The sequence below is a fragment of the Streptomyces triticisoli genome, assembly GCF_003270085.1.
In the GTDB taxonomy this organism is placed as follows: Bacteria; Actinomycetota; Actinomycetes; order Streptomycetales; family Streptomycetaceae; genus Streptomyces; species Streptomyces triticisoli.
Genome location: NZ_QFDQ01000297.1, coordinates 1 through 13,919 on the forward strand (window position 1 = coordinate 1; position 13,919 = coordinate 13,919).

Here is a 13,919-nt window from a genome sequence, read left to right on the forward strand (position 1 = left end):
GGCCCCCGTGACCGCGCGGGTCACGGGGGCCTCGGCCGGTGCCGGAGGGTCAGCCCTTGCGGGCCTTGATCTCCTCGGTGAGCTGCGGGACGACGGCGAACAGGTCGCCGACCACGCCGTAGTCGACCAGGTCGAAGATCGGGGCCTCGGGGTCCTTGTTGACGGCCACGATGGTCTTCGAGGTCTGCATGCCGGCGCGGTGCTGGATCGCGCCGGAGATGCCGTTGGCGATGTACAGCTGCGGCGAGACGGACTTGCCGGTCTGGCCGACCTGCTGGGTGTGCGGGTACCAGCCGGCGTCGACGGCGGCGCGCGAGGCGCCGACGGCCGCGCCGAGGGAGTCGGCGAGCGCCTCGATGACCGCGAAGTTCTCCGCGCCGTTCACGCCACGGCCGCCGGAGACCACGATCGCGGCCTCGGTCAGCTCCGGACGCCCGGTGGACTCACGCGGCGTACTGCCGGTGATCTTCGTGCCGGTGGCCTGCTCGGAGAAGGACACGGACAGCTGCTCGACCGTGCCCGCGGCCGGGGCGGCTTCCACGGCGGCGCTGTTCGGCTTGATGGTGATGACCGGGATGCCCTTGGTGACCCGGGACCTGGTGCTGTAGGACGCGGCGAACACCGACTGGGTGGCCACCGGGCCCTCGTCGCCGGCCTCCAGGTCGACGGCGTCGGTGATGATGCCGGAGCCGATGCGCAGGGCGAGGCGGGCAGCGATCTCCTTGCCCTCGGTGGAGGAGGAGACCAGGACGGCGGCCGGGGAGGTGGCCTCGACCGCGGCCTGCAGGGCGTCCACCTTCGGTACCACCAGGTACTCGGCGTACTCGGCGGCGTCATGGGTCAGCACCTTCACCGCGCCGTGCTCGGCGAGCACGGCGGCGGTGTCGGCGGCGCCGTTTCCGAGGGCGACGGCGACCGGCTCGCCGATGCGGCGGGCCAGGGTCAGCAGCTCCAGGGTGGGCTTGCGGACGGCACCGTCCGCGTGGTCGACGTGGACGAGGACTTCAGCCATGGGACTTCTTCTCTCCTGCTTGCGAAGGGTGCGGGGCGGGCGGCGAGTTGCGGGCTCTAGATGAACTTCTGGCCCGCGAGGAACTCGGCGAGCTGCTTGCCGCCCTCGCCCTCGTCCTTGACGATCGTGCCCGCGGTGCGGGCCGGACGCTCCGCGGCGGAGTCGACCGCGGTCCAGGCGTTCTCCAGGCCGACCTCGTCGGCGTCGATGTCCAGGTCGGACAGGTCCCAGGAGGTGACCGGCTTCTTCTTGGCCGCCATGATGCCCTTGAAGGACGGGTAGCGGGCCTCGCCCGACTGGTCGGTCACCGACACCACGGCCGGCAGGGAGGCCTGAAGCTGCTCGGAGGCGGCGTCGCCGTCGCGGCGGCCGGTGACGGTGCCGTCCTCGACCGCCACCTCGGACAGGAGCGTGACCTGCGGGACGCCCAGGCGCTCGGCCAGCAGGGCCGGTACGACGCCCATGGAGCCGTCGGTGGAGGACATGCCGGAGATCACCAGGTCGTAGCCGGCCTTCTCGATCGCCTTGGCCAGCACCAGCGAGGTACCGATCGCGTCGGTGCCGTGCAGGTCGTCGTCCTCGACGTGGACGGCCTTGTCCGCGCCCATGGACAGCGCCTTGCGCAGCGCGTCCTTGGCGTCCTCCGGGCCCACCGTCAGGACCGTGATCTCCACGTCGTCGTCGGAGTTCTCCGAAATCTGCAGCGCCTGCTCGACCGCGTACTCGTCCAGCTCGGAGAGCAGACCGTCCACGTCGTCCCGGTCGACGGTCAGGTCATCGGCGAAGTGCCGGTCGCCAGTGGCGTCGGGCACGTACTTCACAGTGACAACGATCCTCAAGCTCACGCCGGCTCTCCTACTGCATCGTCATTTCTGGGCTGCCTTCTTGCAGGCAGCATAGGCGCCTGAAGCGGTCGATCACGGTCGGGGCGATCGCGCGCTCCCAGCGGAATATTACTCGTCAGTACACCCAGCTCATGCCCGCTGAGCAAGCGCTTTGAACTGTGACCTTCGCAACGCAGCGTAACCGGAACCCGACCGGTCCGCAGAGGGGCGTGACAGTGATCAATCACGCAGCGCATTGAAGCGTCCCTGGTGGTACAGGAGCGGACGACCGGCGCCCGCGGGGTCGCCGAGCACGACCTCGGCCAGCACGATGCGGTGGTCCCCGGCGGGCACGCGCGCGACGACACGGCACACCAGCCAGGCGAGCACGTCGTCGAGGACGGGAACCCCTTCGGGACCCTCGCGCCAGGACGTCGGCGCCCCGAAGCGGTCGGCGCCGCGGCGCGCGAAGGTGGCGGCCAGTTCCTCCTGGTGCTCGCCGAGTATGTGGACGCCGATGTGGCCGGCCCCGGCGATCGCCGACCAGCTGGATCCGCCGGTGCCGACGCCGAAGGAGAGCAGCGGGGGCTCGGCGGAGACGGAGGCGAGGGAGGTGGCGGTGAAGCCGACCGGGCCGGTCTCGCCACGGGCGGTGATCACCGCGACGCCCGCCGCGTGCCGCCGGAAGACGGAGCGCAGCAGGTCGGGAGAGGCGAGCTGGAGAGTGCCGGAGGTGGTGAGACCGGTGGTGGCCGTCATGGAGCGATCCTTCTGCTGGGGGGACGGGCGGGAACCGTGACTGCTCAACAGTCCGGACAGCGCGCGCTCGCACGGCGGGCGAGACCGGCCCGGGCCCGCCCGGGAGGAAGGAGTTCCAAGGGCATACGGTCAGGCTGACGATAGTTGGTGGGCGCAGTCAAGCACGTCCCGTCATGTGGGAGACGTCTCACCGTCACGGGCACAGTCCTCACACCGTCTCCCCCAGGGCCGCGATGACGTCCGCCTTGCGCGGCTGTCCGGTGGCGCGCCGCACGACGCGGCCGTCGGCGTCGAGGACGAGCACGGTGGGCGTCCTCAGGATCCCGAGTTCGCGCACGAGTTCCAGGCGGGCCTCGGCGTCGATCTCGACGTGCGCGACTCCGGGGACCATGCCGGCCACCTCGCCGAGGATGCGACGGGTCGCCCGGCAGGGGGCGCAGAAGGCGCTGGAGAACTGCACGAGCGTGGCACGCGCGCCGAGGTCCTCGCCCAGCTCGGCCGGCCCGAGCCGCCTGCCCTCGTCCTGTCCGCGCACCCGCACTCTCCCTCTCCTGTCCCACCGCCGCGCACCACCGGTCCGGTCATCCTCCCCCTCAGCGTTTCCGGGGTCGTGAAGATTCCCGTTCAGTGGGCCGACGGGGGGAATCACAGGGCCGACGTGACGAGGATCTCGCCGGGGACGGGCACGTGGACTGGCTCCGCGGCCGTTCTTGGGGCACGATCTGCGACAGGCCGTAAACCTACGTCAGCGTAACTTCCGCCGGGATTCCCTCCCTGGCAGAGAGAAGGGTCCGCCGCGCCCATGGCAGAGCTCGTCTACCGTCCCGTCATCGGTCTTGCCCGCACGATGTTCAAGGTGTGGGACCTCAAGATCGACTGCCGGGGGTCGGAGTACATCCCGCGCTCGGGCGGCGCCGTGCTGGTGAGCAATCACATCAGCTACCTGGACTTCGTCTTCAACGGACTCGCCGCGCTTCCGCAGAAGCGCCTGGTGCGCTTCATGGCGAAGGAGTCGGTCTTCCGTCATCGGGTCTCCGGGCCGCTGATGCGCGGCATGAAGCACATCCCGGTGGACCGCGCCCAGGGCGAGGCGGCGTACGCGCACGCGCTGGCCTCGCTGAGGTCCGGTGAGGTGATCGGGGTGTTCCCGGAGGCGACGATCTCCCAGTCGTTCACCCTGAAGAGCTTCAAGTCGGGTGCGGCGCGGCTGGCCCAGGAGGCGGGCGTCCCCCTGGTCCCGATGGCGGTCTGGGGCACGCAGCGGCTGTGGACCAAGGGCCAGCCGCGCAACTTCAAGCGCAGCCACACCCCCATCACGATCCGGGTGGGCGAGGCCTTGGACGCCCCCCGCGAGCAGTACGCGGGAGCCATCACCCGCCGTCTGCGCGAGCGCGTCCAGGACCTCCTGGAAGCCGCCCAGCGCGCCTACCCCGTCCGCCCCAGGGACCAGCACGACACCTGGTGGATGCCGGCCCACCTCGGCGGCACGGCCCCGACCCCGGAGCAGCTCCGCACGGCCGAGGTGCACTGACGCCCGACGCGTGGCGGGAATGCCGCTTCCGGACTTCACCGGCCTGACGTAGTGTCTGTTGTCCGCGTGGGGAAAGGGAATGTCCGTGGTCACGATCGGCGTCATGTTCGGCGTGTTCGCAGCGCTCGCGCTGCTTCTGGTCCTCGTGATCCTGCGGCGCGGCAACAGGGCCACGGAGAACGCCGACGGACTCCTCATCGAGGAGGCCCGTCGGGTCCAGGCACATCAGGACCGCGTGTCGTACAACGCCATGACGGTGCACAGCACCAGCCCGACCATGAGCGACCTGCACCGCCGCCGTTAGCGACAGCCGTCAGGCGGCTCAGGCCGCGGGCTCCGGCTCTCGTACGGTGATGCGGGCTCCCGGACTGAACTTCTCCAGGATTTCGGCGAGTTCGGCGGCCGCCGTCCGCACCTCGGCAACCGGCATCGGGGCCAGGCTCTCCAGCAGGAAGACGCCCGAGGTGGTCTGCTCGGTGAGGCGGGTGCGGGGGCCCTGGCGCCAGTTCCAGCGGCGGCAGGTCACGCCGGCCTCGTCGCGCCACACCACTTCGCCCGCGTCCGGGTGTTCGACGGTCTCCTCTCCGCCGGCCACGGTCACGAAGTCCTCCTCGCCACTGGCACGCACCAGGCTCATGCCGCCCTGGATCAGGTCGAGGTCCTCGCCGCCGACGGGGACGAGGTGGGCGACGCTGACGGCGTTGTAGAGGTCCACGAGCACGTTGATGCGGGGCAGTCCGGCGTCCGTCAGCGCCCGTCGGGCCAGTGCCTCGGCCGAGTTGCGGGTGCGGGAGGGCTTGGAGCCGAACGCGGTGTACGCCGCGCGCCAGGCGGCCATGTGCGGATCCTCGTGCGGGGCTCGTCCGTCCAGGCGTACGGCCAGACGGCGGACCGCGTCGTCCAGGAGCGCCGAACTGTCCTCGGTGCTCGGACCGTTGACCAGCTCGTGCGCCTCGACGGCCACGTGGGTGAAGCCGGGCGCGAGCGCGCGCACCTCGTCGGACACGGTGAGGGTCAGCGTCATCTTCTCGCCTCGGGGTCAGAGTGTGGTGGGCAGTGTCTTCCACAGCCGCGGCCGGTCGGGGGCGGCCCGGAGGGCGGCCAGTACGTCCGGGTGCGGTACAGCGTACAGTACCGGATAGTCCATCTCATTCGACTTCGGGTCCGGCGCGAAGGCCAGGCGCTCACCGGCGAGGGAGAACCGGGCGTCGACGCCCGGCTTGTTGCCGCGCGGATCCTGCCGGTGCCAGGCGCCGTTGAACCGTACGGCGACCAGCCCGTGCACCGCGTGTCCACCGCCCTCGTCGCGCCCCAGCCGCTGGTAGCACAGCGCCGTCGGGATGTCCTCGGCCCGCAGCAACGCGGCCAGCGCGTGAGCCTTGGCGTAGCAGATGCCGGTGCGCTGCCACAGGACGTCGGAGGCCCGCCAGGTGACGCGCGGGTCGCCCGAGTCCTGCGAGTGCGGGATGGCGTCGCGCACGAACTCGTACGCGGCGCGCGCATAGGCATACGAATCGGCCGCCCCCTCCACGAGACGGGCAGCCGTCTCGCGGACCACCGGGTGCTCGTGGTCGATCACCTCGTCGGCGGCCAGATAGGCGGACAGGTCGGGGGTGTCCTGGATCAGCTCCATGCCCGCAGAGCATAGGAATGCGATCACTCGACGGTCAATGACTTTTCGAGTGATCGCATAATTATGCGAGCGAGCCGTTAGCGTGCCATCTCCTCCTTCAGTGCCGCCACGAACGTGTCCACATCGTCCTCCGTGGTGTCGAAGGCGCACATCCAGCGCACCACGCCCTCGGCCTCGTCCCAGAAGTAGAAGCGGAAGCGCTTCTGCAGGCGCTCGCTCACGTCGTGCGGGAGCCTGGCGAAGACGCCGTTGGCCTGGACCGGGTGGAGGATCTCCACCCCGTGGACGGCACGCACGCCCTCCGCGAGGCGCTGTGCCATCTCGTTGGCGTGGCGGGCGTTGCGCAGCCACAGGTCCTTGGCCAGCAGCGCCTCCAACTGCACCGAGACGAAGCGCATCTTGGAGGCGAGCTGCATGCTCATCTTGCGGATGTGCTTCATGTGGCGCACGGCGTCCTGGTTGATGACGACGACCGCCTCGCCGAACATCGCGCCGTTCTTCGTCCCGCCCAGGGAGAGGATGTCGACGCCGACCGCGTTGGTGAAGGTCCGCATGGGGACGTCCAGGGAGGCGGCCGCGTTGGCGATGCGGGAGCCGTCCAGGTGCACCGTCATCCCGCGCGCGTGGGCGTGCTCGCAGATGGCGCGGATCTCCTCGGGCGTGTAGAGCGTGCCGAGTTCCGTGCTCTGGGTGATCGAGACGACCTGCGGCATCGCGCGGTGCTCGTCCTCCCAGCCGTACGCCTGCCGGTCGATCAGCTCGGGCGCGAGCTTGCCGTCGGGGGTGGGCACGGTGAGCAGCTTCAGCCCGCCCATGCGCTCGGGCGCGCCGCCCTCGTCGACGTTGATGTGCGCGCTCTCGGCGCAGATCACCGCACCCCAGCGGTCGGTGACCGCCTGGAGCGCGACGACGTTCGCGCCGGTGCCGTTGAACACCGGGAACGCCTCGGCCCCGGCGCCGAAGTGGCTGCGGACGATCCGCTGGAGGTTCTCGGTGTAGTCGTCCTCGCCGTACGCGACCTGGTGCCCGCCGTTGGCCAGGGCCAGGGCGGCGAGCACCTCCGGGTGGACCCCGGCGTAGTTGTCGCTGGCGAAGCCGCGGACCTGGGGGTCGTGATGACGACGCGCGTCGGTCCTGGGAGGGTTCACGGCTTCTCGGTCAGCCACAGACGTTTTCCGTTCACTTCCGCGGCGGGCTTGCTCCACACGTCGACGATGGCGCCGGCCAGCTCCTTGACGTCCGTGAAGCCCGCGAACTTCGCGTTGGGACGCTCGGCGCGCATCGCGTCGTGCACCAACGCCTTCACCACCAGGATCGCAGCCGCCGACGTCGGTCCGTCGGGGCCCCCGGCCTTGCGGAAGTAGTCGGCCATGGCCAGCGTCCACGCCTCGGCAGCGGCCTTGGCGGCGGCGTACGCGGCGTTGCCCGCGGTCGGCTTGCTGGCGCCCGCGGCGCTGATCAGCAGGTACCGGCCGCGATCGCTGCGCTGCAGCGCCTCGTGGAAGGCGAGGGAGGTGTGCTGCACGGTACGGATGAGCAGCAGCTCCAGGAAATCCCAGTCGTCGAGGCTGGTCTTGGTGAAGGTCTCGCTGCCGCGCCAGCCGCCGACGAGGTGGACCAGGCCGTCGATCCGGCCGAAGTCCTTCTCGACGTGGGCGGCCCACTCGCGGGTGGAGTGCAGGTCGAGCAGGTCGACCGTGTCCCCGGTGACGGTGGCGCCGCCGGCGGCGTACCGGGCCGCGTCCACGGCCTCCGAGAGCCGCTCCGGGTCGTTGTCCGCGCCGACGACGGTCGCCCCCGCCTCGGCGAGCCGGAGCAGCGCCGCCCGGCCGGCCGGTCCGCCCGCGCCGGCCACCGCGATCACCGCACCGCTGAGAGCTCCGTTCCCCGCCATGTTCCTCGCCTCCTGGGCAGTGTTTCCGGTTCCGCGGTCGCTCACGCGGCGATCCGCTCGGCGCTGTCCGCCACGATGCCCCTGGTCGAGGCGATCACATTCTTCAGCTTCCTGGACAGGGCCTCGTAGAACATGCTCAGCGGAAATTCGTCCGGAAGCACGTCATCGACGAGTTTGCGCGGTGGCTGGGTCAGGTCCAGGGCGTCGGGACCCTTGGCCCACTTGGAGCCGGGGTGCGGGGCGAGGTAGGTGGAGACCAGCTCGTAGCCGGCGAACCAGTGCACCAGCTTCGGGCGGTCGATGCCGTCGCGGTAGAGCTTCTCGATCTCGGCGCACAGCTGGTTGGTGATCTGCGGGGCGCGCTCCCAGTCGATGGAGAGCTTGTTGTCCCTCCAGCGCACCACGTCGTGCCGGTGCAGGTAGGCGAAGAGCAGCTGGCCGCCGAGGCCGTCGTAGTTGCGTACGCGCTCGCCGGTGACCGGGAAGCGGAACATGCGGTCGAACAGCACGGCGTACTGCACGTCGCGGGCCTGGGCGACGCCGTCCGCCTGGAGTCCCACGGCCTCCTTGAAGGCGGTGAGGTCGCAGCGCAGCTCCTCCAGACCGTACATCCAGAACGGCTGGCGCTGCTTGATCATGAACGGGTCGAAGGGCAGGTCGCCGTGGCTGTGGGTGCGGTCGTGGATCATGTCCCACAGCACGAAGGCCTCCTCGCAGCGCTTCTGGTCGTGGACCATGGCGGCGATGTCCTCGGGCAGGTCGAGGCCGAGGAGGTCGACGGCGGCGGCGGTCACGCGGCGGAAGCGGGCGGCCTCGCGGTCGCAGAAGATGCCGCCCCAGGAGAACCGCTCCGGTGCCTCGCGCACGGCGATGGTCTCGGGGAAGAGCACGGCGGAGTTGGTGTCGTAGCCGGCCGTGAAGTCCTCGAAGGTGATGCCGCAGAACAGCGGGTTGTCGTAGCGGGTGCGCTCGAGCTCGGCCAGCCAGTCCGGCCAGACCATGCGCAGCACGACCGCCTCCAGGTTGCGGTCCGGGTTGCCGTTCTGCGTGTACATCGGGAAGACGACCAGGTGCTGCAGGCCGTCCACGCGGTTCGCGGCGGGCTGGAAGGCCAGCAGCGCGTCGAGGAAGTCGGGCACCTCGAAGCCGCCCTCGGCCCAGCGCCGCAGGTCCTTCACCAGTGCCTCGTGGTAGGCGGTGTCGTGCGGCAGCAGCGGGGACAGCTCCTCCACCGCGTCGATCACGCGGCGTACGGCGGCCTCGGCGTCCGCGCGGTCGGGGGCGCCCTCGGCCGTGAAGTCGATCGAGCCGTCCTTGGACTGCCATGGCCGGATGCGCTCCACGGCATCCTTGAGCACGGGCCACGCCGGGTGCTCAACCACCCTGCTCACCGGAGGAACCTGCCCCTCCGTACCCACCTGCACAAGAATTTCCGTCATGTCCCATCCTCCACGGGAGAACCTCGCGTAAGGAGACCGTATACATACGAGGTTTCTCCCAGCAAGGGAGCCCTCGGGAAAATATTCTGCGAACGCCCAACATCACCGCTTATTTTTCGGTCGACGCCCCGGATGGCACCAGTTCCATGAGACCGGTCAGGTGATGCGGCCCGCGCCGCACCGAGGGCGGTTTCCAGCCACGGACGGGCCGCGCACGGGCCGCGGCCGCGTCGGTCAACGCGCGGGCGACTCGCCCACTCCGGAGTGACCGCCCCGGCGGGCACGGCCCCGTGCCGTCCCGGCCGTCACCCCACTGCCCCGTGTAGGCAGGGGTCCAACCCGCCGCCGGGCCATTAGGCTGCTGCGTCACTGCCGCGCGGACGGGGTCCGTCCGCTCCGCGCCGCGCCGAGCCGCCGTCGACGGAAGCGAGTTGAACCTTGAACTTCCTTACCATCGGTCACCGCGGGGTCATGGGTGTCGAACCCGAGAACACCCTCCGTTCCTTCGTCGCCGCCCAGCAGGCCGGCCTGGACGTCATCGAACTCGATCTGCACCTGAGCAAGGACGGCGCGCTCGTCGTCATGCACGACACCGAGGTGGACCGCACGACCGACGGCAGTGGCGCGATCGCCCACAAGACCCTCGCCGAGCTGCGCTCGCTGGACGCGGGGCGCGGCGAGCGGATCCCGGTCTTCGAGGAGGTCCTCGACGCCGTACACACTCCGCTGCAGGCGGAGATCAAGGACGTGGCCGCGGCCCGTGCGCTGGGCGAGGTCATGCGGCAGCGGGACCTGGTGTCCCGGGTGGAGGTGGCCTCGTTCCACGCCGAGGCGATCACCGAGATCGCCCGCCTGGTGCCGGGGGTGCGCACGGCGCTCGTGGCCAGCCGCTACGGCATCGACGTCGTCGAACGTGCCACCGCGGCCGGCGCCGCGACGCTCTGCCTCAACATCCGCCGGCTCACCCTGGAGATCGTCGAGCACGCGCGCAAGGCGGACCTGAGGATCATCGGCTGGGTCGTGAACACCCAGGACCACCTGCGGCTGGTCCGCGCCTTCGAGCTGGACGGGGCGACCACCGACTACCCGGAGATCAAGCGCACGGGCCGCTTCACGGCGTAGCCGGTTCCGGCTGCCCGAGCTCCTTCACCAGCAGCTCGAACTCCAGGTCGTCGCGCTGTGGAATGCCGAAGCGCTCGTCGCCGTACGGGAAGGGGCTGGTCCTTCCCGTACGGCGGTAGCCGCGGCGCTCGTACCAGGCGATCAGGTCCTCGCGCACGGTGATCACGGTCATGTGCAGCTCCTTGGCGCCCCAGCCCTCCCGGACCTGGCGCTCCGCCTCCGCGATGACCACCTTGCCCAGGCCGGCGCCCTGCAGTGCGGGGCAGACGGCGAACATCCCGAAGTAGGCGTGGTCGCCGCGGCGCTCGAGCTGGCAGCAGGCGACCACACGGCCGTCCCGCTCGACCGTCAGCAGCCGGCTGTCGGGCGACTTGATCACCTCCAGCACGCTCTCCGGGTCCGTCCGCTGCCCCTGGAGGATGTCCGCCTCGGTGGTCCACCCGACCCGGCTGGAGTCCCCGCGGTACGCCGACTCGATCAGGCCCACCAACGTGCCGACGTCGGCGTCCGAGGCATCACGGAAGGTCAGTGGTCCAGTGGTGGCTGTCTCCATGAAAGGTGCCTCTCGGAACTCGCTCGGGTGGGGCTCGGTTGCGCGGGAACGGGGCAATCCTGCCACTAGGCTCCGGGCGCATGGTGCACGTACTCAGCAGTCGGACACTTCTTCAGCCCGCCGATCCCGAGCGCTCCCGGGTCTTCTACGGCGAACAGCTGGGGCTCGCCGTACACAGGGAGTTCGGGACGGGGCCGGAGCGTGGCACCGTCTACTTCCTCGGCGGCGGTTTCCTGGAGGTCTCGGGGCGCTCCGACGCCCCGCCGTCCCCTGCCGTGCGGCTCTGGCTCCAGGTCGAGGACGTGACCGCCGCCCACGAGGAGCTGCGGGCCAAGGACGTCCGGATCACACGTCCGCCGGTGCGCGAGCCATGGGGGCTGATCGAGATGTGGATCACCGATCCGGACGGCACGCCCATCGTCCTCGTCGAGGTACCGGCGGACCATCCGCTGCGGTTCCGGCCCGGGATCTAGCGGCGGCTGCCGCCCCCGTCCCCACTGGCCCCCGTCGGCGGGCGGGGCTAGCGTGCTGGTGGGCGGGGAAGAGCCTTCCCGGAGGATGCCATGGAGTTCGACAAGCCGGTGGTCGGCGGGCCCTGCTGGGCGGAGCTGGGGACCAGCGACCTGGAGGGCGCCACCCGGTTCTACGGGGAGGTCTTCGGCTGGCGTATGCAGCGCGACCCCCGGCTGGCCTCGGGCGGCTACACCATCGCGCACCTGGGGGACGCGGCGGTCGCCGCGATCACTCCCCTGTACCAGCGGTCGCAGCCGGTCGCGTGGAACGTCTCGTTCTGCGTCGCCAACGCCGATGCGGCGGCGAACAAGGTGGTGGAGGCCGGCGGCACAGTGATCAACGGCCCTCGGGACATCTACGACGAGGGCCGCTTCACCCTGGCTCTGGACCCCTCCGGCGCGGCCTTCCAGATGTGGCAGGCCGGGGACTTCTGCGGTGCCGACGTGTTCAACCGGCCCGGATCGCTCGGCTGGGTGGAACTCGCCACCCGGAACATCAAAAGGGCCCGGGACTTCTACACGAGCGTGTTCGGCTGGAGCGTCAACGCCTCGGAGTGGTACACGCAGTGGGGCCTGCACGGCGATGACTTCGGCGGGGTGACGGCGATGCACGACCGGTTCCCGGCCGACGTCCCGCCGCACTGGTTGCCGTACTTCGCGGTCGAGGACGTCGACGCGACCGCGGACGTCGCGGTACGGGCAGGCGCCAAGGCCCTGCTGGAGCCCACGACCGTCCCGGAGGGCGCCCGTGTCGCGGTGCTGCGCGACCCGCAGGGCGCGATTTTCGGCATCTACCGGTCCGCTCAGGAAATCCAGGCGGACCAGGAGAGCCGGGAAGGTCAGGAAGGTCAGGAAGGTCAGCAGGCGGGCCAGGGAGGCTGAGGCCCGCGCCGCGACGCCGGGCCGCCTCCTCAGATCCGCAGCGTCCCCGGGCGGCCCTCCAGCCGACCCAGCAGCTCGCCGAGGAGCGCGGCCAGCTCGCCCTGCCCCTCGCGGTCCAGTCCGGACAGGACGGCTCTCTCGTAGGCGAGCTGTTCCGGCAGGACGCCGTCGACCAGGTCGCGTCCGGCGTCCGTGAGGCGGACGTGGGCGACACGGCGGTCGCGGGGGTCGCCGCGGCGCTCCACCAGGCCGCGTTCGGTGAGCTGCTTCAGGCGCTTGGTGACGGCGGCTCCCGAGGAGAAGGTCTCGCGGGCCAGTTCGCTCGGGGTGAGTTCGTGTCCGGTGCGGCGCAACGCCCCGAGCAGGTCGAACTCGGGCCGGCTGAGCCCCGCCCGGCGCAGTGGCGCGTCCTCGGCCTGCTGGAACAGCGCGGCGCAGCGGTTGATCCGGCCGATGATCTCCATCGGCGCGGTGTCCAGGTCGGGGTGGACGGCCCGCCACTGGCGGACGACGCCGGCGACGGTGTCGTCGTGGGCGGTGCCGGACGCCGCGCCCGGCACGTTTTCCGCGCCGGGTGTCCGCTCGCGCGCCGCCTTCGCGCTCACCGCTCCCACCCGGGCCGGCCGTCCGTTCCTCGCCGTCATGGCCGTACGTCCTCCTCTGTCACGTCCGTGCCGGTCGCCGGGGCGTGCAGGCCCTGGCGTCGTATCGCCGCAGCGAGCGTACGGTGTGCGGACTGCTCGGCGAGCACCACCCGCTCCTGGGGCAGGGCGCGCTGCCACCATTCGCCGGACGCGGCGTCGACGGTGGCCCGCAGGTCGACCAGCGCGGCGGCCAGGCCCCGGCGGGCGGACTCCAGGGCGGCGGGCGCCGGCCGCTCCTCGGTGAGCAGGCGGGCGACCCGCTCACGGGCCCGGTCCACGGTGGTCAGCGCGTGCTCGATGCGGTCGCCGGCCCTGCGGTTGGTGACGGCGACGGCTGCCACGAAGCCGACCAGCGCGCCGACGAGGGTGTCCACGGCCCGCTCGGTGATCAGTTCGCCCGGCTCGTGGTACCCGGCGAACTCGACGATGAGCAGCGCCAGCGGGGTCACGCAGACGCTGCCGAGCCAGTAGTTGCGGCTTATCAGCGCCTCGGCGCCGAAGTTGAAGGCCAGGCAGAGCAGGACGAGGGCGAGGCCGCTGGAGTGCGCGAGCGGGGCGACGGCGCCGAAGACGAGGACGCCGACGAGGTTGCCGACGACGCGCTGGACGCCGCGGCTCCAGGTGAGGGTGATGTTGATCTGGTACAGGGAGGCGGCGGTGACCAGGGCCCAGTAGGGGCGGCCGATGCCGAGCGCGAGGGAGGCGTAGCCGGCGAGGGCGCAGCCGAGGGCGGTGCGCACCGCGATCGGGGCGAGCGGGCCGAGCCGGCTCCACCAGGGCCGGCGCGGGGCGGTGATCTCGGCGTCCACGCCGAGGAGTTCGTCGGCGGCCTCCGTCGTCTCGCCGACCCGTGGGATCGGCCTGGTGCCGCGCAGTTCGCGGGCCCAGGTCCGCAGCCGGTCGGGATCCGTGTCCGCGGGGGCGGCGAGCGCGACCTCGGCGCGCACGACGAGCCGTTCCAGGGCGCGCCGGGTCGCGGAGCGGGCGCCGGTGGACAGCAGTGTCTGCCAGGCGGCCTGTACGGCGGCGGCAGCCGCGGCGCGGGTCCGGGCGTGGCCGTCTCCGGTGCCGCCGGTGGCGGCGTGGGCGGCGGCCGCGTTCAGCGCCTGGGCGG

General features: G+C 71.3%; 17 protein-coding genes. 5 read left to right on the plus strand and 12 right to left on the minus strand.

Translation table 11 applies throughout. The annotated features are described in order from the left end of the window. Window positions 1–49: 49 nt before the first annotated feature. The 4 genes from DEP02_RS32870 to DEP02_RS32885 form a co-directional block, all read right to left on the minus strand. Window positions 50–1,012, minus strand: a complete 963-nt coding sequence (locus tag DEP02_RS32870) for an electron transfer flavoprotein subunit alpha/FixB family protein (RefSeq protein ID WP_112471321.1) — start codon at window positions 1,010–1,012, stop codon at window positions 50–52. Window positions 1,013–1,068: 56 nt separating this feature from the next. Beyond that, entirely contained in the window at window positions 1,069–1,857 is a 789-nt protein-coding gene (locus DEP02_RS32875) for an electron transfer flavoprotein subunit beta/FixA family protein (protein WP_112471322.1), read from the minus strand. 219 nt (window positions 1,858–2,076) lie between these two features. Then, complete coding sequence (locus tag DEP02_RS32880) at window positions 2,077–2,595, minus strand: flavin reductase family protein (RefSeq protein ID WP_112471323.1); 519 nt, start codon at window positions 2,593–2,595, stop codon at window positions 2,077–2,079. A gap of 208 nt (window positions 2,596–2,803) precedes the next feature. Beyond that, on the minus strand, window positions 2,804–3,136 hold the full coding sequence (locus tag DEP02_RS32885; RefSeq protein WP_198668707.1) for a TlpA family protein disulfide reductase: 333 nt from the start codon (window positions 3,134–3,136) through the stop codon (window positions 2,804–2,806). Window positions 3,137–3,397: 261 nt separating this feature from the next. Here DEP02_RS32885 and DEP02_RS32890 point away from each other — a divergent pair, with 261 nt between their 5' ends. Continuing rightward, the gene (locus DEP02_RS32890) at window positions 3,398–4,126 is read left to right on the plus strand and encodes a lysophospholipid acyltransferase family protein (RefSeq protein WP_112471324.1); all 729 of its coding nucleotides are present in this window, start codon (window positions 3,398–3,400) and stop codon (window positions 4,124–4,126) included. Window positions 4,127–4,205: 79 nt separating this feature from the next. Continuing rightward, the gene (locus DEP02_RS32895; protein ID WP_232839388.1) at window positions 4,206–4,430 is read left to right on the plus strand and encodes a hypothetical protein; all 225 of its coding nucleotides are present in this window, start codon (window positions 4,206–4,208) and stop codon (window positions 4,428–4,430) included. An 18-nt stretch (window positions 4,431–4,448) separates the two neighbouring features. Here the strand turns inward: DEP02_RS32895 and DEP02_RS32900 are convergent, their stop codons facing one another. The 5 genes from DEP02_RS32900 to DEP02_RS32920 all read right to left on the minus strand — a co-directional run bounded on the left by DEP02_RS32900 (window position 4,449) and on the right by DEP02_RS32920 (window position 9,092). Then, a complete protein-coding gene (locus DEP02_RS32900) occupies window positions 4,449–5,150 on the minus strand; it encodes a B3/B4 domain-containing protein (RefSeq protein ID WP_112471325.1) in 702 nt (233 codons plus the stop codon). Window positions 5,151–5,165: 15 nt separating this feature from the next. After that, entirely contained in the window at window positions 5,166–5,759 is a 594-nt protein-coding gene (locus tag DEP02_RS32905; protein ID WP_112471326.1) for a transglutaminase domain-containing protein, read from the minus strand. 77 nt (window positions 5,760–5,836) lie between these two features. Beyond that, window positions 5,837–6,907 carry a threonine aldolase family protein gene (locus DEP02_RS32910; protein WP_112471327.1) on the minus strand — a complete coding sequence of 357 codons (1,071 nt, stop codon included), beginning with the start codon at window positions 6,905–6,907 and terminating at the stop codon, window positions 5,837–5,839. Then, on the minus strand, window positions 6,904–7,653 hold the full coding sequence (locus DEP02_RS32915) for an SDR family NAD(P)-dependent oxidoreductase (RefSeq protein ID WP_112471328.1): 750 nt from the start codon (window positions 7,651–7,653) through the stop codon (window positions 6,904–6,906). Before DEP02_RS32915 ends, DEP02_RS32910 begins: the two co-directional genes overlap by 4 nt. A 41-nt stretch (window positions 7,654–7,694) precedes the next feature. After that, window positions 7,695–9,092 (minus strand): DUF6421 family protein, encoded by a 1,398-nt coding sequence (locus tag DEP02_RS32920; protein ID WP_112471329.1) that lies wholly within the window; start codon window positions 9,090–9,092, stop codon window positions 7,695–7,697. Window positions 9,093–9,530: 438 nt separating this feature from the next. On the opposite strand from DEP02_RS32920, the gene DEP02_RS32925 reads away from it, so the two are divergent. After that, entirely contained in the window at window positions 9,531–10,214 is a 684-nt protein-coding gene (locus tag DEP02_RS32925; RefSeq protein ID WP_112471330.1) for a glycerophosphodiester phosphodiesterase, read from the plus strand. On the opposite strand, the gene DEP02_RS32930 is transcribed toward DEP02_RS32925, so the two are convergent. Further along, complete coding sequence (locus DEP02_RS32930) at window positions 10,204–10,767, minus strand: GNAT family N-acetyltransferase (RefSeq protein ID WP_112471331.1); 564 nt, start codon at window positions 10,765–10,767, stop codon at window positions 10,204–10,206. The two genes, DEP02_RS32925 and DEP02_RS32930, sit on opposite strands and share 11 nt — an antisense overlap. Window positions 10,768–10,847: 80 nt before the next feature. Between DEP02_RS32930 and DEP02_RS32935 the strand changes: the two genes are divergently transcribed. Beyond that, window positions 10,848–11,240 (plus strand): VOC family protein, encoded by a 393-nt coding sequence (locus DEP02_RS32935; protein ID WP_112471332.1) that lies wholly within the window; start codon window positions 10,848–10,850, stop codon window positions 11,238–11,240. A 90-nt stretch (window positions 11,241–11,330) separates the two neighbouring features. After that, window positions 11,331–12,161: a VOC family protein gene (locus DEP02_RS32940; RefSeq protein ID WP_112471333.1), complete on the plus strand. Its 831-nt coding sequence runs from the start codon at window positions 11,331–11,333 to the stop codon at window positions 12,159–12,161. A 29-nt stretch (window positions 12,162–12,190) separates the two neighbouring features. Here the strand turns inward: DEP02_RS32940 and DEP02_RS32945 are convergent, their stop codons facing one another. Both DEP02_RS32945 and DEP02_RS32950 read right to left on the minus strand, forming a co-directional pair. Continuing rightward, window positions 12,191–12,805: a MarR family winged helix-turn-helix transcriptional regulator gene (locus DEP02_RS32945; protein WP_232839389.1), complete on the minus strand. Its 615-nt coding sequence runs from the start codon at window positions 12,803–12,805 to the stop codon at window positions 12,191–12,193. Continuing rightward, window positions 12,802–13,919: FUSC family protein (locus DEP02_RS32950; RefSeq protein ID WP_112471334.1), on the minus strand; the 1,118-nt coding region annotated here is incomplete at its 5' end. The genes DEP02_RS32945 and DEP02_RS32950, both read right to left, overlap by 4 nt.

Bases quoted from the DNA above. Each gene is read 5' to 3' on its own strand.
- DEP02_RS32870 (WP_112471321.1), bottom strand. From the start codon at position 1,012: ATGGCTGAAGTCCTCGTCCACGTCGACCACGCGGACGGTGCCGTCCGC.
- DEP02_RS32880 (WP_112471323.1), bottom strand. From the start codon at position 2,595: ATGACGGCCACCACCGGTCTCACCACCTCCGGCACTCTCCAGCTCGCC.
- DEP02_RS32890 (WP_112471324.1), top strand. From the start codon at position 3,398: ATGGCAGAGCTCGTCTACCGTCCCGTCATCGGTCTTGCCCGCACGATG.
- DEP02_RS32895 (WP_232839388.1), top strand. From the start codon at position 4,206: ATGTCCGTGGTCACGATCGGCGTCATGTTCGGCGTGTTCGCAGCGCTC.
- DEP02_RS32900 (WP_112471325.1), bottom strand. From the start codon at position 5,150: ATGACGCTGACCCTCACCGTGTCCGACGAGGTGCGCGCGCTCGCGCCC.
- DEP02_RS32905 (WP_112471326.1), bottom strand. From the start codon at position 5,759: ATGGAGCTGATCCAGGACACCCCCGACCTGTCCGCCTATCTGGCCGCC.
- DEP02_RS32915 (WP_112471328.1), bottom strand. From the start codon at position 7,653: ATGGCGGGGAACGGAGCTCTCAGCGGTGCGGTGATCGCGGTGGCCGGC.
- DEP02_RS32920 (WP_112471329.1), bottom strand. From the start codon at position 9,092: ATGACGGAAATTCTTGTGCAGGTGGGTACGGAGGGGCAGGTTCCTCCG.
- DEP02_RS32930 (WP_112471331.1), bottom strand. From the start codon at position 10,767: ATGGAGACAGCCACCACTGGACCACTGACCTTCCGTGATGCCTCGGAC.
- DEP02_RS32935 (WP_112471332.1), top strand. From the start codon at position 10,848: ATGGTGCACGTACTCAGCAGTCGGACACTTCTTCAGCCCGCCGATCCC.
- DEP02_RS32940 (WP_112471333.1), top strand. From the start codon at position 11,331: ATGGAGTTCGACAAGCCGGTGGTCGGCGGGCCCTGCTGGGCGGAGCTG.
- DEP02_RS32945 (WP_232839389.1), bottom strand. From the start codon at position 12,805: ATGACGGCGAGGAACGGACGGCCGGCCCGGGTGGGAGCGGTGAGCGCG.